This is a genomic window from Streptomyces sp. NPDC059895 (assembly GCF_042731035.1).
Classification (GTDB): Bacteria; Actinomycetota; Actinomycetes; order Streptomycetales; family Streptomycetaceae; genus Streptomyces.
Window position 1 is genome coordinate 233096 of sequence record NZ_JBHWKO010000004.1, and the last position, 19506, is coordinate 252601.

A 19506-nucleotide genomic window follows, 5' to 3' on the forward strand; every position below is an offset into this window, starting at 1 on the left:
CGTTCAGCGCCCGAGTGCACCGCTTCCCGATCACCTTTGACGCGATCTGTGCCCATCGGAGGCAGGCGGCAGCAGCCATCGACAACTCGACCTGGTTACGGTACGCGCGGCTACGCCATCCGGTCAAACCAGCGGCCACCGGGAGACACTATCCACAGCCTGGGGACAACAACTTGAACCGTACCCGCTGCGCTGACTACCGTGGCTGGACTCCGATTCGTTCCCTTGTCCCTGACCCGCCCCGATGTGAAACCGATCCGTCCCACCATCACCCGTTCGTGGGACATGTGAGAGAGCGTGCCCTGTGGCTGACGTACCTGCCGATCTTGCCGCAGTGTGGCCACGCGTTCTGGAGCAGCTCCTCGGCGAGGGGCGCGGGCAGGGCGTCGAGGCGAAGGACGAGCACTGGATCCGGCGCTGCCAGCCGCTGGCGCTGGTGGCCGACACCGCCCTGCTCGCCGTACCGAACGAGTTCGCGAAGGGCGTGCTGGAGGGCCGTCTGGCCCCCATCGTCAGCGAGACCCTGAGCCGTGAGTGCGGCCGCCCGATCCGTATCGCGATCACCGTCGACGGTTCCGCGGGCGAGCCGCCGACGCCGCCCGCGCCCCCCGCCCCGCCGCGCTACGAGGAACCCGAACGGCCCTCCGGCCCCTACGACGGCTCCTACGACCGGCCGCCCTACGACAGCCAGTACGACGGTTACGGCCGGCACCGCGGCGACCAGATGCCGGCGCCCTCCGGGGACCAGGGATCCCGCCAGGACCAGCTGCCGACAGCCCGTCCGGCCTATCCCTCGGAGTACCAGCGACCGGAGCCCGGCGCCTGGCCGCGCCCCGCCCAGGACGAGTACGGCTGGCAGCAGCAGCGGCTCGGCTTCCCCGAGCGCGACCCCTACGCCTCCCGGTCGCAGGACACCTACGGCGGCCCGTCCGGTCAGGACTCCTACGGGTCTCCTCCGCAGGACTACCGCCCCCAGCCGATGGACCGCCCGTCCTACGACCCGTCCCCGTACGAGCAGCAGCGCTCCGAGTACGAGTCCTCCCGTCCCGACCGTCCCGACTACGACCAGCGGGACCCGGTCCGGCGTGAGCTGCCCGATCCGTCGGCCGGCGGGCACCCGCACCGCGGGGGCCAGCCCGGTCCCGGCCAGCCGGGCGCCGGCGGACTTGGCCCGTCGGGCGCACAGCCCGCGGCGGGCGGCCCCGGTGAGCCGACGGCACGGCTGAACCCGAAGTACCTCTTCGACACGTTCGTCATCGGCGCGTCCAACCGCTTCGCGCACGCGGCCGCGGTCGCCGTCGCCGAGGCTCCCGCGAAGGCGTACAACCCCCTGTTCATCTACGGGGAGTCGGGTCTCGGCAAGACGCACCTGCTGCACGCGATCGGCCACTACGCGCGCAGCCTCTACCCGGGCACGCGTGTGCGGTACGTGAGCTCGGAGGAGTTCACCAACGAGTTCATCAACTCCATCCGCGACGGCAAGGGCGACAGTTTCCGCAAGCGCTACCGCGAGATGGACATCCTGCTCGTCGACGACATCCAGTTCCTCGCGGACAAGGAGTCGACGCAGGAGGAGTTCTTCCACACCTTCAACACGCTCCACAACGCGAACAAGCAGATCGTGCTCTCCAGTGACCGGCCGCCCAAGCAGCTGGTGACGCTGGAGGACCGGCTGCGGAACCGTTTCGAGTGGGGCCTGATCACGGATGTGCAGCCGCCGGAGCTGGAGACGCGTATCGCGATCCTCCGCAAGAAGGCGGTGCAGGAGCAGCTGAACGCCCCGCCGGAGGTGCTGGAGTTCATCGCCTCCCGGATCTCGCGCAACATCCGCGAGCTGGAGGGCGCGCTGATCCGGGTGACGGCGTTCGCCTCGCTCAACCGGCAGCCGGTGGACCTGGGGCTGACCGAGATCGTCCTGAAGGACCTGATGCCCGGGGGCGAGGACTCGGCCCCCGAGATCACCTCGACGGCCATCATGAGCGCCACGGCGGACTACTTCGGGCTGACCGTCGAGGACCTGTGCGGCACCTCGCGGGGCCGTGCCCTGGTCACCGCCCGGCAGATCGCCATGTACCTGTGCCGCGAGCTGACCGATCTGTCGCTGCCGAAGATCGGCGCGCTGTTCGGCGGCCGCGACCACACGACGGTGATGCACGCCGACCGCAAGATCCGCAATCTGATGGCCGAGCGGCGCTCCATCTACAACCAGGTGACCGAGCTGACCAACCGCATCAAGGCCGGCTGAACGGGCCGCACGGACCCTACGAGGGGCGTCTCGGGAGCGATCCCGGGGCGCCCTTCGCCATGCCCGACGAGCCCGCCTCCGGAACGCCCTCGCCCCCGTCTACCGCGCCCCGGCGGGCGCCCTGTGCCGTGGGAGAGGCGCCGGCGGGGGCGCCCGGGGACGCTTCCCGGGCCGTGCCCGGGGGGAGCGCGCCGCTCCAGGAGGTCACCCGCTGTTCGATTAACTGCCGGGTTACGGCCACTCTCCACAGATTCGGTGACTTTCTCCCCTCCACAGGCTGGGGACTGCGGAGTTGTCCAGATCCTGTCCACAGGCCACCCTGTTGACGGACCATCGGGCCAGGTCACCCGGTTGTGGATTCGTGGACGAAAGATATCCACAGGGTGTGGACAGAGCGAGGGTCCACACCCTGTGCACGAAGTTGTCCACCGGCAACCCACAGGCTCGAGCCGGTTGTCCCCAGCGATCGTCGGCTTCTCCACACCCCTGTCCACTGTTCGGCAAGCTCGGAGGCGTCCTCACCGTCTTGAGTGAAAGGCGTCACATGAAGCTGCCGGGTTGGCCTGTGGGAAAGACGGGTAAACCTGGGGATGCGTCTGGGGAGAAGTCCCCTCTGCCTGTGTACGGGGTGTGCAGAACTTTCCGTTCTCCACAGATGACCCCGGTTGTCCACCGCCTCCGCCCACAGGGCCCGTGGACAAAATCTCGCGTCTGAGCTGCGAAGACGCGGTTATCCACGGTATCCACAGGCCCTACTACTACTCCCGACTAGAGAGAGCCAGGAATCCGGTTCGAAGGGGGTCCTGTGCACAACTCGCTCTCGGAGCTCCGGCTGTCCCTGGTCACGACTTGACCCCGAGGGGCACCTACTGTCAGTGCGGTGCGTCAGACTGGTCCCCGGTGGTCCTTCCCCTCACAGGGGCCGACGACACCGAGACAGACGACGAAGGCCAGGCAGGGCGAGAAGCGCCGGCAACAGCAGGAGGCGGCAAGAGTGAAGATCCGGGTGGAACGCGACGTACTCGCGGAGGCAGTTGCCTGGGCGGCGCGCAGCCTCCCGGCCCGTCCGCCGGCGCCTGTCCTCGCCGGCCTCCTGCTGAAGGCCGACGACGGCGCCCTCAGCCTCTCCAGCTTCGACTACGAGGTCTCCGCACGCGTGTCGGTGGAAGCGGAGGTCGAGGAGGAGGGCACGGTCCTCGTCTCCGGCCGGCTGCTCGCGGACATCTGCCGCGCCCTCCCCAACCGACCGGTGGAGATCTCCACAGACGGTGTACGGGCGACGGTGGTCTGCGGCTCCTCCCGCTTCACCCTCCACACACTGCCTGTGGAGGAGTACCCGTCGCTGCCGCAGATGCCGAACGCCACGGGCACGGTCCCCGGTGAGGTCTTCGCCTCCGCGGCCGCCCAGGTCGCCATCGCCGCGGGCCGTGACGACACGCTGCCCGTCCTGACCGGTGTGCGCATCGAGATCGAGGGCGACACCGTCACGCTGGCCTCCACCGACCGCTACCGCTTCGCGGTCCGCGAGTTCCTGTGGAAGCCGGAGAACCCGGACGCCTCCGCGGTGGCCTTGGTGCCCGCCAAGACGCTCCTGGACACCGCCAAGGCGCTGACCAGCGGCGACAGCGTCACGCTGGCGCTGTCCGGCTCCGGCTCGGGCGAGGGCCTGATCGGTTTCGAGGGCGCCGGCCGTCGGACGACGACCCGGCTGCTGGAGGGCGACCTCCCGAAGTACCGCACGCTGTTCCCGACCGAGTTCAACAGCATCGCCGTCATCGAGACCGCGCCCTTCGTGGAGGCCGTCAAGCGCGTGGCCCTGGTCGCCGAGCGCAACACCCCGGTGCGGCTCAGCTTCGAGCAGGGCGTGCTCATCCTGGAGGCCGGCTCCAGCGACGACGCACAGGCTGTGGAAAGGGTCGACGCCCAGCTGGAGGGCGACGACATCTCGATCGCCTTCAACCCGACCTTCCTGCTGGACGGCCTGAGCGCCATCGACTCCCCGGTGGCCCAGCTCTCCTTCACGACGTCCACCAAGCCCGCGCTGCTCAGCGGCAAGCCGGCCGTGGACGCCGAGGCGGACGAGGCATACAAGTACCTGATCATGCCGGTGCGTCTGAGCGGCTGAGACCGGATTCCCGGGCCCGGCGGGTTGTCCACAGACCGGTGGACAACCCGCCGGGCCGTGGGGGAGAAGCCGCAGGTGGAGCCGTACGTCTGAGCGCGTATGCCCACAGGTGTGCGTGACGGTCCGGGTTTAGGCTCGGACAGGGGTACGAAGGTGCCTCACACGCCACACAGCGACCTAAGGAACAACTGATGGAGCTCGGTCTCGTCGGCCTCGGCAAGATGGGCGGCAACATGCGCGAGCGGATTCGCCGCGCAGGCCACACCGTCATCGGATACGACCGCAATGCGGACCTCGCCGATGTCCACAGCCTGCAAGAGCTTGTGGGCAAGCTCGAGGGCCCGCGTGTCGTCTGGGTGATGGTCCCGGCCGGCCCGGCCACCCAGTCGACCATCGACGAGCTCGCCGAGCTGCTGGAGCCCGGTGACGTCGTCGTGGACGGCGGCAACTCCCGCTGGACCGACGACGAGAAGCACGCCGAGGAGCTGGCCGCCAAGGGCATCGGCTTCGTCGACTGCGGAGTCTCCGGCGGCGTCTGGGGCCTGGAGAACGGCTACGCGCTGATGTACGGCGGCGACGCCGAGAACGTCGCCAAGGTGCAGCCGATCTTCGACGCGCTCAAGCCCGAGGGTGACTTCGGCTCCGTGCACGCCGGCAAGGTCGGCGCGGGCCACTTCGCGAAGATGGTCCACAACGGCATCGAGTACGCCATGATGCAGGCCTACGCCGAGGGCTGGGAGCTGCTGGAGAAGGTCGACTCGGTCACCGACGTGCGCGAGGTGTTCCGCTCCTGGCAGGAGGGCACGGTCATCCGTTCCTGGCTGCTGGACCTGGCGGTCAACGCCCTCGACGAGGACGAGCACCTGGACAAGCTGCGCGGCTTCGCCCAGGACTCCGGCGAGGGCCGCTGGACCGTCGAGGCCGCCATCGACAACGCCGTACCGCTCCCGGCGATCACCGCCTCGCTGTTCGCGCGGTTCGCCTCCCGCCAGGAGGACTCGCCGCAGATGAAGATGATCGCGGCGCTGCGCAACCAGTTCGGCGGCCACGCGGTCGAGAAGAAGTAGTCCACAGGGCCGCCCGGCGGTCCACAACCCCCGGGGAAGGTCGGTGAACGACCATGCACGTCACGCATCTGTCGCTGGCCGACTTCCGCTCCTACGCCCGGGTCGAGGTCCCGCTCGACCCGGGCGTCACGGCATTCGTCGGCCCCAACGGGCAGGGCAAGACGAACCTGGTCGAGGCGGTCGGCTACCTCGCCACCCTCGGCAGCCACCGCGTCGCCTCCGACGCGCCCCTGGTGCGCATGGGCGCCGACCGCGCCGTCATCCGGGCGCAGGTGCGGCAGGGCGAGCGGCAGCAGCTGGTCGAGCTGGAGCTGAACCCGGGCCGGGCCAACCGCGCCCGCATCAACCGGTCCTCGCAGGTCAAGCCCCGTGACGTGCTGGGCATCGTACGGACCGTACTGTTCGCGCCCGAGGATCTCGCGCTGGTGAAGGGCGACCCCGGTGAGCGGCGCCGCTTCCTCGACGAGCTGATCACCGCCCGCTCCCCGCGCATGGCGGGCGTGCGCTCCGACTACGAGCGCGTGCTGAAGCAGCGCAACACCCTGCTGAAGTCGGCCGCGCTGGCCCGCCGCCACGGCGGCCGCACCATGGACCTGTCCACGCTCGACGTGTGGGACCAGCACCTCGCGCGCGTGGGCGCCGAGCTGCTCGCCCAGCGGCTCGACCTGGTGGCCGCGGTCCAGCCGCTCGCCGACAAGGCGTACGAGCAGCTGGCCCCGGGCGGCGGACCGGTCACCCTGGAGTACAGGCCGTCGGCGCCGGGCGAGGCGCACACGCGCGAGCACCTCTACGAACAGCTGATGGCCGCGCTCGCCGACGTGCGCAAACAGGAGATCGAACGGGGCGTCACCCTCGTGGGCCCCCACCGGGACGACCTGGTCCTGAAACTCGGTGAGCTGCCGGCCAAGGGGTACGCCTCCCACGGGGAGTCGTGGTCCTACGCGCTCGCGCTGCGGCTGGCCTCCTACGACCTGCTGCGCGCCGAGGGCAACGAGCCGGTGCTGGTGCTCGACGACGTCTTCGCCGAGCTGGACGCCCGCCGTCGTGAGCGGCTGGCGGAGTTCGTCGCGCCCGGTGAGCAGGTCCTCGTGACGGCCGCCGTCGACGACGACGTGCCGCACGTCCTCACGGGGGCCCGGTACGCCGTGTCGGACGGGACGGTGGCACGCGTATGAGCGACACGGTGGAACGCGTATGAGCGACGAGGAACCGAAGAAGGCCCCGCAGCCCTCCGGAGTCGACCTGGCCCGGGTGGCGCTCCGGGCGGCGCGCGAGCAGGCACGCGCGCGGGGGGACGCGGCGCAGCAGAAGAAACAGGCGCGGCGCGGGGGCGGCCTGCGCTCCGGCGCGCGGGCGGACGGCCGCGATCCCATGGCGCTCGGCGCCGCGATCAACCGGCTGCTCACCGAACGCGGCTGGGAGGCGCCGGCCGCGGTGGGCGGCGTGATGGGCCGCTGGCCGCAGATCGTCGGCGAGGACGTGGCCAACCACTGTGTGCCGGAGCGGTACGACGAGGACGAACGCGTCCTGGTCGTGCGGTGCGACTCCACGGCGTGGGCGACGAACCTGCGGCTGCTCGCCCCGACGCTGGTCGCGCGCCTCAACGAGGATCTGGGGCACGGCAGGGTGCGGCAGATCAGGGTGCAGGGCCCCGGCGGCCCCGCCCGTCGGTACGGCCCGCTGCGGGCCCCGGGCAGTACGGGTCCCGGCGACACCTACGGGTGACGTACCTCACTTCTTCACCGGCCGGGGTGGTCCGTCCGTACCGTCCCGGCCGTCGTCGCGTCCGGGCGCGCACGGCTCGCACGCGGTTGCGAATACGGACGTGACTGTGCGGTAGCCAAGGGTTGACACCCGGAAGCGCTGAGTGCCTCTGTGAGCCTCTTGGAGCCCCCATCCGTATATCGGGAGTCGGGCGAGACCGGTTGAGGGCGGCACATGCGGACTCAGGTACCGGCAAACCCCCATCACTGTCGGCGCTACCGGTAGACTGGAAGCCAATCCCGCCCCCAAACGTGGGGACCGTCCGGGACAAGCTGAGCAACGCTGATCAAGGCTTACCAACGCAACATGCCGCAGCCGCTCCGGCGACCCTCCCCCAGAGGGGCGACCCCCAGAGCTCGGCTCGTGCTGTGCCAGAAAGGGCGCTTCGTGGCCGATTCCGGCAACCCCAACGAGAACATCCCGTCCACCGACGCCGGCGCCAACGCCGAGGCCGTGACCTCGAACGGCGAGGTCACGGCCTCGTACGACGCCAGCGCCATCACCGTCCTCGAGGGTCTGGACGCGGTCCGCAAGCGACCCGGTATGTACATCGGCTCCACCGGTGAGCGCGGTCTGCACCACCTCGTGTACGAGGTCGTCGACAACTCGGTCGACGAGGCGCTGGCCGGCCACGCGGACACCATCGACGTGACGATCCTGGCCGACGGCGGCGTACGGGTCGTCGACAACGGCCGGGGCATCCCGGTCGGCATCGTGCCCTCCGAGGGCAAGCCGGCCGTCGAGGTCGTGCTGACCGTGCTGCACGCGGGCGGCAAGTTCGGCGGCGGCGGCTACGCGGTCTCCGGCGGTCTGCACGGCGTGGGCGTGTCCGTCGTGAACGCCCTGTCGTCCAAGGTGTCGGTCGAGGTCCGCACCGACGGCCACCGCTGGACCCAGGACTACAAGATGGGCGTCCCGACGGCACCGCTCGCCCGGCACGAGGCGATCGAGGAGACCGGTACGTCGGTCACCTTCTGGGCCGACGGCGACATCTTCGAGACCACGGAGTACTCCTTCGAGACGCTGTCGCGGCGTTTCCAGGAGATGGCGTTCCTCAACAAGGGTTTGACGATCAAACTCACTGACGAGCGCGAGTCGGCGAAGGCCACGTCCGGGGCGGACGAGGCGGGCGCGGACGAGACCGCCGAGGTCAAGACCGTCATGTACCACTACGAGGGCGGCATCGTCGACTTCGTGAAGTACCTCAACTCCCGCAAGGGGGACGTGGTGCACCCGACGGTCATCGACCTGGAGGCGGAGGACAAGGAGAAGAGCCTCTCCCTCGAAGTCGCCATGCAGTGGAACAGCGGTTACACCGAGGGCGTGTACTCGTTCGCGAACATCATCCACACGCACGAGGGCGGCACCCACGAGGAGGGCTTCCGCGCTGCACTGACCAACCTGGTCAACAAGTACGCGCGCGACAAGAAGCTGCTCCGCGAGAAGGACGACAACCTCACGGGTGACGACATCCGCGAGGGTCTGACCGCGATCATCTCGGTCAAGCTGAGCGAACCCCAGTTCGAGGGTCAGACCAAGACCAAGCTGGGCAACACCGAGGCCAAGACCTTCGTCCAGAAGGCGGTCTACGAGCACCTCAACGACTGGCTGGACCGCAACCCGAACGAGGCGGCGGACATCATCCGCAAGGGCATCCAGGCGGCCACCGCGCGCGTGGCGGCCCGCAAGGCCCGCGACCTCACCCGCCGCAAGGGCCTGCTGGAGTCGGCCTCCCTGCCGGGCAAGCTCTCCGACTGCCAGTCGAACGACCCCACCAAGTGCGAGATCTTCATCGTCGAGGGTGACTCCGCCGGCGGCTCGGCCAAGTCCGGCCGCAATCCGCAGTACCAGGCGATCCTCCCGATCCGAGGCAAGATCCTCAACGTCGAGAAGGCCCGGATCGACAAGATCCTGCAGAACCAGGAGATCCAGGCGCTGATCTCCGCCTTCGGCACCGGCGTGCACGAGGACTTCGACATCGAGAAGCTCCGCTACCACAAGATCATCTTGATGGCGGACGCCGACGTCGACGGCCAGCACATCAACACCCTGCTGCTGACCTTCCTGTTCCGCTTCATGCGGCCGCTGGTCGAGGCCGGTCACGTGTTCCTGTCCCGCCCGCCCCTCTACAAGATCAAGTGGGGCCGCGAGGACGTGGAGTACGCGTACTCCGACCGCGAGCGCGACGCCCTGATCGAGCTGGGCCGCCAGCGCGGCAAGCGCATCCGCGAGGACTCGATCCAGCGCTTCAAGGGCCTCGGCGAGATGAACGCCGAGGAGCTGCGCATCACGACCATGGACCAGGAGCACCGCGTCCTCGGCCAGGTCACCCTCGACGACGCCGCCCAGGCCGACGACCTGTTCTCGGTCCTCATGGGCGAGGACGTCGAGGCCCGCCGCGCCTTCATCCAGCGCAACGCCAAGGACGTCCGCTTCCTCGACATCTGAGTCGGTCTCAGCTGACCGCACCAGGAAGGATCCTCACCAGCAATGGCCGACGAGACCCCGAATCTTCCCACTGGCCCCGTCACCCCCGACGAGGGCGGCGAGATCGCCATGCGCATCGAGCCCGTCGGGCTCGAGACGGAGATGCAGCGCTCGTACCTCGACTACGCGATGTCCGTCATCGTCTCGCGCGCGCTGCCGGACGTCCGGGACGGTCTCAAGCCCGTCCACCGCCGCGTGCTGTACGCCATGTACGACGGCGGCTACCGCCCCGAGCGCGGCTTCTACAAGTGCGCCCGCGTCGTCGGCGACGTCATGGGCAACTACCACCCCCACGGCGACTCCTCGATCTACGACGCGCTGGTCCGCCTCGCCCAGCCGTGGGCGATGCGCATGCCGCTCGTCGACTCCAACGGCAACTTCGGCTCGCCGGGCAACGACCCGGCCGCGGCCATGCGGTACACCGAGTGCAAGATGGCGCCGCTGTCGATGGAGATGGTCCGCGACATCGACGAGGAGACCGTCGACTTCACGGACAACTACGACGGCCGCTCCCAGGAGCCGACCGTCCTGCCCGCCCGCTTCCCGAACCTGCTGATCAACGGCTCGGCCGGCATCGCGGTCGGCATGGCGACCAACATCCCGTCGCACAACCTGCGCGAGGTCGCGGCCGGCGCCCAGTGGTACCTGGAGAACCCCGAGGCCTCCCACGAGGAGCTGCTGGACGCGCTGATCGAGCGCATCAAGGGCCCCGACTTCCCGACCGGCGCCCTGGTGGTGGGCCGCAAGGGCATCGAGGAGGCCTACCGCACGGGCCGCGGCTCGATCACCATGCGCGCGGTCGTCGAGGTCGAGGAGATCCAGAACCGCCAGTGCCTGGTGGTCACGGAGCTCCCCTACCAGGTCAACCCCGACAACCTCGCGCAGAAGATCGCCGACCTGGTCAAGGACGGCAGGATCGGCGGCATCGCCGACGTCCGTGACGAGACCTCGTCGCGCACCGGCCAGCGCCTGGTGATCGTGCTCAAGCGGGACGCCGTCGCCAAGGTCGTCCTGAACAACCTCTACAAGCACACCGACCTCCAGACCAACTTCGGCGCCAACATGCTGGCGCTGGTCGACGGTGTGCCGCGCACGCTCTCGCTGGACGCGTTCATCCGCCACTGGGTGACGCACCAGATCGAGGTCATCGTCCGCCGGACGCGTTTCCGCCTGCGCAAGGCGGAGGAGCGCGCCCACATCCTGCGCGGCCTGCTGAAGGCCCTGGACGCCATCGACGAGGTCATCGCGCTGATCCGGCGCAGCGACACCGTCGATATCGCCCGTACGGGCCTGATGGGCCTGCTGGAGATCGACGAGATCCAGGCCAACGCCATCCTCGAGATGCAGCTGCGCCGGCTGGCCGCCCTGGAGCGCCGGAAGATCGTCCAGGAGCACGACGAACTCCAGGCGAAGATCAACGAGTACAACGAGATCCTCGCCTCCCCGGTCCGTCAGCGCGGCATCGTCAGCGAGGAGCTGGCGGCGATCGTCGAGAAGTACGGCGACGACCGCAAGACCAAGCTGGTGCCCTACGACGGTGACATGTCCATCGAGGACCTGATCGCCGAGGAGGACATCGTCGTCACCGTCACGCGCGGCGGCTACGTCAAGCGCACCAAGACGGACGACTACCGCGCCCAGAAGCGCGGCGGCAAGGGCGTCCGCGGCGCGAAGCTCAAGGAAGACGACATCGTCGACCACTTCTTCGTGTCGACCACGCACCACTGGCTGCTGTTCTTCACCAACAAGGGCCGCGTCTACCGCGCCAAGGCCTACGAGCTGCCCGACGCCGGCCGGGACGCGCGGGGCCAGCACGTCGCGAACCTGCTGGCGTTCCAGCCGGACGAGGCGATCGCCGAGATCCTCGCCATCCGCGACTACGAGGCCGCGCCGTACCTGGTCCTGGCCACCAAGGCCGGCCTGGTCAAGAAGACGCCGCTGAAGGATTACGATTCGCCCCGCTCCGGCGGCGTGATCGCGATCAACCTGCGGGAGCGGGAGGACGGTTCCGACGACGAACTGATCGGCGCCGAGCTCGTCTCCGCCGACGACGATCTGCTTCTGATCAGCAGGAAGGCGCAGTCGATCAGGTTCACCGCTACGGACGACACCCTGCGCCCGATGGGCCGCGCCACCTCGGGCGTCAAGGGCATGAGCTTCCGTGAGGGCGACGAACTGCTCTCGATGAATGTCGTTCGACCCGGTACGTTCGTGTTCACTGCCACGGACGGCGGGTACGCGAAGCGGACCGCCGTCGACGAGTACCGCGTCCAGGGTCGCGGCGGCCTCGGCATCAAGGCCGCCAAGATCGTCGAGGACCGTGGTTCGCTCGTCGGAGCGCTGGTGGTCGAGGAGACCGATGAGATCCTCGCCATCACGCTCGGTGGCGGTGTGATTCGTACGCGAGTCAACGAGGTCAGGGAGACGGGCCGTGACACCATGGGCGTCCAACTGATCAACCTGGGCAAGCGCGATGCCGTCGTCGGCATCGCACGTAACGCCGAGGCGGGGCGCGAGGCGGAGGAGGTCGACGGCGACATCGTCGTCGACGAGACCGCCGAGGACGCCGCGACCAGCGGCACGGACGAGGGTGAGGCGCCCTCGGCCGAGTAGCACGAGGAGTGAGTCATCGTGAGCGGAGCCACGGGCGCCGGTTCGGTCGGTACACCGACCGGCACCTCTGACGGCCCTTCCACCGGTACGTCTGCCGGCAAGGCGACGGACGACGGCGGCCGTGGCTCCGCCGCGCCGGCGGGGGACGCGCATCCCACCGATGCGCGGAGCGCCGACGGGCGGGGGGCGGACACGCACACCACCCAGCTGAAGCCGGTCAAGGCGTCCCCGGCCGACTCGCCCTCGTCCGACGGACAGGGAGCGCAGTCATCCCAGGGATCCCAGGGGGGAACCGTGACGGACACCCGAGGCCCGCAGACCCAGAAGGGGGCCTCCCCGTTGCCCGGTGAGCGGCAGCAGAAGCAGCCCACCGGGCCGTACCACCCACCGCAGGCGTACCAGACGCCGGCCCCGGCCGGCGCGGTACGCCGTCCGCGCACCGGCGCCCGCACCACGCCCCGGGTCCGCAAGGCCCGGCTGCGGGTGGCCAAGGCCGACCCCTGGTCGGTCATGAAGGTGAGCTTCCTGCTCTCCATCGCGCTCGGCGTCTGCACCATCGTCGCGGCCGCAGTCCTGTGGATGGTCATGGACGCGATGGGCGTCTTCGCGACGGTCGGCGGCACCATCTCGCAGGCGACCGGCTCCAACGAGTCGAACGGATTCGACCTCCAGTCGTTCCTGTCGCTCCCCCACGTCCTGATGTTCACGTCGATCATCGCGGTCATCGACGTCGTCCTCGCGACGGCCCTCGCGACCCTCGGCGCCTTCATCTACAACCTCTCCGCGGGCTTCGTGGGCGGCATCGAGCTGACGCTGGCCGAGGACGAGTGACCTGCCCCGACCACCGATTTTGGGACTGCCCCGGTCGTGCGCTAATCTTCAGGAGTCAGCGCGCGGAACACACACCGCAAAGCGCGGCGGGGCTATAGCTCAGTTGGTTAGAGCGCATCCCTGATAAGGATGAGGCCACAGGTTCAAATCCTGTTAGCCCCACCAGCGAGAAGACCCCCAACCGATTATGGTTGGGGGTCTTCTGCGTATGCGGCTGACACCAACGGCCTCGATGGTTGCGTCCGCGTCCACCTGGACGGCGTCCGCAAGGACGGTCGCGCGGACAGCTGCCGGGCCCGGCCATGCGAAGGCCCGGTCGCTGGCGACGGGGGATGCACCAGCGACCGGGCTATGGCCAAGGCTAACAAGGGTGGTTGGCCGGGGGGAGGAACTCTCTTCCACGGCCAGGCGTTGTGACGGGTATCACTTCACTGTCAGGGGTCTTCACAGGGAGGTTCGTAGGAGAGGCGGGGGAGGTACTCCCGCCACTTGGCCTCGGTCAGGACGCCGCGGGTGGTCGCGCAGATGTGGCGGATGGCGTCGTCGACGTCCAGGTTCCACAGGCGCACGGTGTCCGTGCCGCTCGAGACGCCGAGCATGGGGCTCTGGGGGCTGAAGGAGAGGAAGTTGCCCGTCTTGGCGTTGGGGCTCATCGACTGGCCGATGGGGGCCGCCGTGGAGGGGTCGGCGACGTTCCACAGGCGGACGGTGTTGTCGTTGCCGCCGCTCGCCAGGGTGCGGCCGTCCGGGCTGAAGGTCAGGGACACGACCGCTTCCGTGTGCCCGGTGAGGGTGGCGTCCAGCCGAGTGGCCCGGTCGGGGTCGGTGACGTTCCACAGGCGGACCGTGTCGTCGTCGCTGCCGCTGGCCAGCGTGTGGCCGTCGGGGCTGTACGCCAGGGTGTTGACCGGGCCGTGGTGCCCGGTGAGGGGCGTGCCGAGGAGAGCGGCGCGGCGAGGGGCGGTCACGTCCCACAGGCGGATCGTGCCGTCCGCGCTGGCGCTCGCCAGGGTCCGGCCGTCCGGGCTGAAGGTGAGGGCGTTGACATAGCCCTTGTGGCCGGTGAGGGGGGTGCCGTAGTGGGTGGGGCGGGACGGGTCGGTGATGTTCCAGAGCTGGAAGGTGCGGTCGTCGTAGGCGGTGGCGAGGGTGTGGCCGTCGGGGCTGAACGCCAGTGCCTCGGGGCCCATGAAGCGGGTGCGCAGGGTGAGGGGAGCGCCGTAGGAGACCGGTCGGGTCGGGTCGGTGACGTTCCACAGGTACACCGCGCGGCTGCCGGTGAGCACGGCGAGGGTGTGGCCGTCGGGGGAGAAGACCAGTGAGCGCTGGCCGCCGTCACCGGGCATGAACGGCTCGTTGAGCAGGACGGGCCGTTGCGGTCTCTCCACGTTCCACAGCCGGACGCTGCCGTCGCGCGCGGCCGTGGCGAACACCCGCCCGTCCGGGCGGAACGCCCCGCTGCGGCCGATCATGTCGGACGTCGGGATCGACCACAGGCGGACCTTGCTGTCGCCGCTCCCGGTGGCGAGGGTCCGGCCGTCGGGGCTGAAGCCCAGGGCGTACATCTCGCCGCTGCTCCCGGCCAGGGGTTCACCGACCTGGGACGGGTACGCCGGGTCGCTGACGTTCCACAGGCTCGCCGTGCTGTCGGCGCTGGCCGCCGCGAGCGTGGTGCCGTCGGGGTTGAACGCCACCGACCAGATCGGCGCCGTGTGCCCGGTGAGCGGCGGCCCGAGCTGGGTGGCGCGGCGGGGGGCGGAGACGTCCCAGAGGCGGATGGTGTCGTCCGCGCCGCCGCTGGCGAGGACGCGCCCGTCGGGGCTGAACGCCACGGAGTGCACGAGGTCCGTGTGGCCGGTCAGCGTGCGGAGCGCCTCGGGCCGGGCCGGTTCGGCCACGTCCCACAGCCGGACCGTGTCGTCGTCACCGCCGGACGCCAGCGTCCGTCCGTCGGGACTGAACGCCACCGACCGCACCGCGGCGGTGTGGCCGGTCAGGGCGCCCAGCGCCTTCGGCCGTGCCGGGTCGGCCATGTTCCACAGCCGTACGGTGCGGTCCTCGCCGGCGGAGGCCAGGGTCCGCCCGTCCGGGCTGAAGGCGAGCAGGTAGATGGTGCCCTTGTGGCCGGTCAGGGGAGCGCCGAGCAATTTCGGGCGGCGGGGTTCGGTGACGTCCCACAGCCGGATCGTGCCGTCGTCGCCGGCGCTGGCGAGGGTGTGGCCGTCCGGGCTGAAGACCGCGCTGCTCACCCAACTGGTGTGACCGGTGAGGGGCTTGCCCAGCGGTTCGGGGCGTTCGGGGTCGTGTACGTCCCACAGCCGTACGGTCCGGTCGTAGCTGGCGGTCGCCAGGAGCCGTCCGTCCGGGCTGAACGAGGTGAGGTAGACGGCGCCGGTGTGGCCGAGGAGGGGGGTGGCCAGCGGGGCGTTGACGATGGAGACCAGCCGGTTGACGGTGCCCTTGTCGTCCGGTCGCAGGCGGTGCGCGACCAGGTCGAGCTGCGCGGACAGCGAGGGGTCCGTGTACTGGACGCGGTCGGCCTCGGCGACGACCTGCTCGAACACGGCGTCGTTGCGCTGCTGCCAGGCGACGACCGCCGCGCCGACGGCCAGGATCGCGAGGACGACCAGGGTCGACACCGCGGCACGGCTGAGCAGGACGATACGTCTGCGCAGCCTGACCGAGGCGGCCAGGAACTCCACCGCGCCGCGGGTCAGGTAGGTGTCGCCGGCGGACCGCGCCCACGCGCGGGCCTGTTCCAGACGGGAACCCCGGTAGAGCAGCGACGCGTCGCGCTGGGACTCCTCCCAGGCCCTGCCGTCCTCCTCCAGGCGCTGGCGCAGCAGGTTGCCGTTGCGGTCCTCGTCGATCCAGTCCCGCAGTCGCGGCCAGGCGTGCAGCAGTGCCTCGTGGGTGATCTCCACGGTCTCCGCGTCGAGCGTCACCAGCCGGGCCCGCACCAGCGCCTCCAGGGACTCCTCGGTCTTGCCGGGGTCCGTCGACTCGGACGCCAGCTGGCGCCGTGTCCCGCGCCGGCGGGTGGCCTGGGTGTCCTCGCTCAGCCGGACCAGCCGGAGCAGGAGCAGCCGCGCCGCCGTGCGGGCCGCCGGGTCGAGTCCGGACCACGCGCGTTCGGCGGTCGCCGCCACCGCTCCCTGGATGCCGCCGGCCGCGCGGTAGCCCGCCAGCGTCAGCCTGCCCGCCTTCCGTCGCTGCCAGGTGGCGAGCAGCGCGTGGGAGAGGAGCGGCAGCACGCCCGCGTCGTGCGCGCCGCGAGGACCGTCGGCGCTGACCTCACGGACGATCAGTTCGGCCAGGCCGGGCTCGAGTTCCAGTCCCACGGCTTTGGCGGGACCGGTGACCGCCTCGCGCAGCTCCGCGGTGGTCAGCGGGCCGAGCACCATGTGCCGGTGCTGCAGGGCGTCGGCCAGTTCGGGATAGCCCAGGCACTGCTCGTAGAAGTCGGCGCGGATGCCGAGGATGACGAGGACGGGGGCCCGTTCGCCCGGGGCGTCGGGGGTGCAGGCGGCGTGGAGGAGCTGGATGAAGGTCCGCCGGGCCGTCTCGTCGGGGCAGAGGGTGAAGGTCTCCTCGAACTGGTCGACGATCAGGACCGGGCGGGGGGAGGTGGTGGAGGGGGTGGATGAGGTGCAGGGGGTGGAGGGAGGGGAAGGGGTGGACGGGGTGGGGGGCGTGGGGGAGGCCGTGGGATCGGTGGCGGCCGGGGAGGGCGCGGGCGGGGGTGGTGTGGGCTGGGGTGGCGTGGGGGCGGTGTGCGTCGTCGTCGCCCAGGCCGTGACGGCGGCGCGTACCGTCCGGGCGAAGTGCGGGGTGCCGGGTTCGTGCGCCGCCGGCTCCGGGGTGTCCCGTGCGGGCGGGGCGGCCCGGGCCGGGTCGGGAGGGGGCTGGGGGAGGCCGGGGAGGGCCCGGGCGAGTTCCGGGAGGGAGCGGGTCAGCTCCGCGAGGGGATCGGCGCCCGGTACGAGGTGGAGGACCTTTCTGCTCCGGCTGCCCTCGTCGCCCGGCGCGCCGTCGCGCAGCGCGGGCACCAGGCCGGCGCTCAGCAGGGAGGACTTGCCCGCCCCCGAGGCGCCCACGAGCATCACCAGGCCCCCGGTCTCCTCTGCCGCGCGGAGTTGGGCGACCAGGGCCTCCGTGCTCCGCTCCCGGCCGAAGAACCAGCGGGCGTCCTCCTGGCGGTACGAGGCCAGCCCTCGGTACGGGCAGACGCCGCCGGGGACGGGCGGGGGGTCGCCCGGGGGGTTCTCCTCCTCGGCCGTCTCGGGACCGTCGACGACCGGGTCGGCCACCGCGCGCTCCCACAGACGCTGCCACTGGGTCAGGTCGTAGAGTCCCGTGGACACCGGTACGGGGCGCAGACGGCGCGCCTCGGGGATGAGCACGTGCAGGACGGCCGCCAGGGCGGCGAACTGTGCGGGCACGTTGCGGGCCCGCCGCCAGTCGCTGATCCGCTGGGCGGACACCCGTACGGGCCGCCCCCGTTCGTCGACCCGCTGAAGGCGGGCGACCGCTTCGGACACGCGCTTGAGCGGCGGGTTGCCGGCCTCCCTGTACAGCAGCGCGAGACGTTCCGCGAAGGCCGTGCGCGCCCCTGAGCCGGAACCCAAGTCTCCACCCCTTACTCCCCCGCAGTCGGCATCCGGTCCGGAAAACTCACTTTATATGGCTGACCTGCGGTTAAGCCGGAGACCGGATGCCGGAACCTCCCCCCGCGCGAGCCGAAAATGGCAGGATCGCGTCGCAGTGGCGCATCAACCGGATGTCGCCCGCACAGGCCACCAGCTCAGCGGTCGGGGACGGCCCAGGGCGCCGCATGTTCCCGGCCAAATTTCGCCAGAGTTCCCATACGGTCGCGACATCCCCGTCGCCTGAGCGCGCGGGGACCCGAGAAGCAGTCCCCCGACCGGACTGCTGCCCCACCCGGGCCACGGGTTCCCGGCTTACCTCGGTTCACGCCTCAACGGCGCGGGCCGACGTCACCCGCACCGTTCGGCAGCGGTCCGCACGAGGGGAGGGACCGGTGCCGAACGGTGCGGCGTGTGGGAGCCGGTGGGGAGCTGACCGGGCGCCGGTGGGGCGCCGCCGGGGGCGCGCGGTCGTGGACTGCGGTCGCGGGTCGCGGGTCGCGGTCGGGGATCGGGGTCGTGGGCCGAGGTCGGGGATCGGGGTCGTGGGCCGAGGTCGGGGATCGGGGTCGCGGTCGGTTGAGGGAGCCGCGTGGAGGGCAGTCACGCCTGTAGGCCACTTGGTTCGCATCGTGACGGGAGGGCACATGAGGATCTCCGTGGACCCCGACCTCTGCTACGGCTCCGGCGAGTGCGTCTACCGGGTGCCGTCCGTCTTCACGGCGGTCGACGGTCTCGGGGCCGTCCTGCCGGGCCGCGAGGAGACCGGGGACGAACCGGAGGTGCGGGAGGCGGCCGAGCGGTGCCCGTCCCAGGCCATCGCCATCAAGGAGACGGGAACGTAGGGGGAGGAGCCGAGGACCCCGCCGAGGGAGACCCCCCGGGAACCGGCCGTCAAAACCCGGGTGAGTTCCGGGAGGAGACCCCGGGGACGCCCTCAGGGGCCGCTCCACGTCAGCGACGTCAGCGCTCGCGCCCGGGCCGCCACGACGGCCATGCGGGCCGCCCGTTCGATCGGGTCGACGTGTGCCGCCTGCCCCGTGGCCTGGCCGTTCCACTTCCGGTACAGGAGCCCGACCTCCGCCGAGAACCATCCGCGGCTCACCGAGTCGAGCGCCAGCAGCAGTCCGGTGTCCTCCGACGCCGGCAGCGCCATCCAGCCGCCCAGCGCGAGCAGCAGATCACGCCGTACGCACAGGGTCGCCGGATGCACCTGCGCCCGGAAGTCGTTCGCCGTCCAGTGGGCCACTATCTCGCCGCGTTCGATCGGCCCGTCGGACGGGTCGCCCGGGAAGCCGGCCGTCGTGCCGTCCGGCAGGAGGTCCAGGACGCGCGACGTCGCCCATCCGATCGTCGGATCGCCTTCGAGAGCGGCCAGGTCGCGGGCCAGGGCGCCCGGGGCGAGCCGGTCGTCGGCGTCCAGGACCTTCACGTACTCGCCCTCGGCGTGGGCGAGCGCGATGGTGCGGGCGACACCCGGTCCGCCCCGGCGTCCCTGACGGAAGGTCACGCGCGGGTCGCCCTCCGGCAGGTGCGGGGCGACCTCGTCCGTGGTGCCGTCCTCCTGGACCACCCAGTGCCACTCCCAGCCGTCGGGCAGCTCCTGGTCGCACAGCGACGCGTAGGCCTCCGGCAGGTACGGGGCGGACGGGGCGTGCACTGCGGTGACGACGACGATGCGCCGGCTCACGGCGGCACTCACGGCACTCACCACCTTTCCGGGAGCGT

The 19506-nt window shown here is 70.7% G+C and carries 11 protein-coding genes and 1 tRNA gene; 10 read left to right on the forward strand and 2 right to left on the reverse strand.

What is annotated here, in order from left to right; genetic code table 11:
* The first annotated feature begins 304 nt into the window (after positions 1-304).
* The 9 genes from dnaA to ACFV9M_RS06885 all read left to right on the forward strand — a co-directional run bounded on the left by dnaA (position 305) and on the right by ACFV9M_RS06885 (position 13297).
* Complete coding sequence (dnaA, locus tag ACFV9M_RS06845) at positions 305-2245, forward strand: chromosomal replication initiator protein DnaA (protein WP_385063494.1); 1941 nt, start codon at positions 305-307, stop codon at positions 2243-2245.
* A 994-nt stretch (positions 2246-3239) separates the two neighbouring features.
* Positions 3240-4370: a DNA polymerase III subunit beta gene (dnaN, locus tag ACFV9M_RS06850; RefSeq protein WP_385063492.1), complete on the forward strand. Its 1131-nt coding sequence runs from the start codon at positions 3240-3242 to the stop codon at positions 4368-4370.
* Positions 4371-4561: 191 nt separating this feature from the next.
* Positions 4562-5437 carry a phosphogluconate dehydrogenase (NAD(+)-dependent, decarboxylating) gene (gnd, locus tag ACFV9M_RS06855; protein ID WP_385063490.1) on the forward strand — a complete coding sequence of 292 codons (876 nt, stop codon included), beginning with the start codon at positions 4562-4564 and terminating at the stop codon, positions 5435-5437.
* A gap of 53 nt (positions 5438-5490) precedes the next feature.
* Positions 5491-6612, forward strand: coding sequence for a DNA replication/repair protein RecF (gene recF, locus ACFV9M_RS06860; RefSeq protein ID WP_385063488.1), 1122 nt, complete (start codon positions 5491-5493; stop codon positions 6610-6612).
* 19 nt (positions 6613-6631) lie between these two features.
* Positions 6632-7162, forward strand: a complete 531-nt coding sequence (locus tag ACFV9M_RS06865) for a DUF721 domain-containing protein (RefSeq protein WP_385063485.1) — start codon at positions 6632-6634, stop codon at positions 7160-7162.
* 402 nt (positions 7163-7564) lie between these two features.
* The gene (gene gyrB / locus ACFV9M_RS06870; protein ID WP_385063483.1) at positions 7565-9649 is read left to right on the forward strand and encodes a DNA topoisomerase (ATP-hydrolyzing) subunit B; all 2085 of its coding nucleotides are present in this window, start codon (positions 7565-7567) and stop codon (positions 9647-9649) included.
* Between the two features lie 42 nt (positions 9650-9691).
* Entirely contained in the window at positions 9692-12301 is a 2610-nt protein-coding gene (gyrA, locus tag ACFV9M_RS06875) for a DNA gyrase subunit A (protein WP_385063481.1), read from the forward strand.
* 18 nt (positions 12302-12319) lie between these two features.
* On the forward strand, positions 12320-13132 hold the full coding sequence (locus ACFV9M_RS06880; RefSeq protein ID WP_385063479.1) for a DUF3566 domain-containing protein: 813 nt from the start codon (positions 12320-12322) through the stop codon (positions 13130-13132).
* 88 nt (positions 13133-13220) lie between these two features.
* Positions 13221-13297, forward strand: a tRNA-Ile gene (locus ACFV9M_RS06885).
* Between the two features lie 269 nt (positions 13298-13566).
* Here ACFV9M_RS06885 and ACFV9M_RS06890 read toward each other — a convergent pair.
* Positions 13567-17760, reverse strand: coding sequence for a hypothetical protein (locus ACFV9M_RS06890; RefSeq protein WP_385063477.1), 4194 nt, complete (start codon positions 17758-17760; stop codon positions 13567-13569).
* A gap of 665 nt (positions 17761-18425) precedes the next feature.
* Here ACFV9M_RS06890 and ACFV9M_RS06895 point away from each other — a divergent pair.
* Positions 18426-18623, forward strand: a complete 198-nt coding sequence (locus tag ACFV9M_RS06895; protein WP_385063475.1) for a ferredoxin — start codon at positions 18426-18428, stop codon at positions 18621-18623.
* A 92-nt stretch (positions 18624-18715) separates the two neighbouring features.
* On the opposite strand, the gene ACFV9M_RS06900 is transcribed toward ACFV9M_RS06895, so the two are convergent.
* Positions 18716-19480 carry a glycosyltransferase family 2 protein gene (locus tag ACFV9M_RS06900; protein ID WP_385063473.1) on the reverse strand — a complete coding sequence of 255 codons (765 nt, stop codon included), beginning with the start codon at positions 19478-19480 and terminating at the stop codon, positions 18716-18718.
* Between the last annotated feature and the right edge of the window lie 26 nt (positions 19481-19506).

Bases quoted from the DNA above. Each gene is read 5' to 3' on its own strand.
- gnd (WP_385063490.1), top strand. From the start codon at position 4,562: ATGGAGCTCGGTCTCGTCGGCCTCGGCAAGATGGGCGGCAACATGCGC.
- recF (WP_385063488.1), top strand. From the start codon at position 5,491: ATGCACGTCACGCATCTGTCGCTGGCCGACTTCCGCTCCTACGCCCGG.
- ACFV9M_RS06865 (WP_385063485.1), top strand. From the start codon at position 6,632: ATGAGCGACGAGGAACCGAAGAAGGCCCCGCAGCCCTCCGGAGTCGAC.
- gyrA (WP_385063481.1), top strand. From the start codon at position 9,692: ATGGCCGACGAGACCCCGAATCTTCCCACTGGCCCCGTCACCCCCGAC.
- ACFV9M_RS06895 (WP_385063475.1), top strand. From the start codon at position 18,426: ATGAGGATCTCCGTGGACCCCGACCTCTGCTACGGCTCCGGCGAGTGC.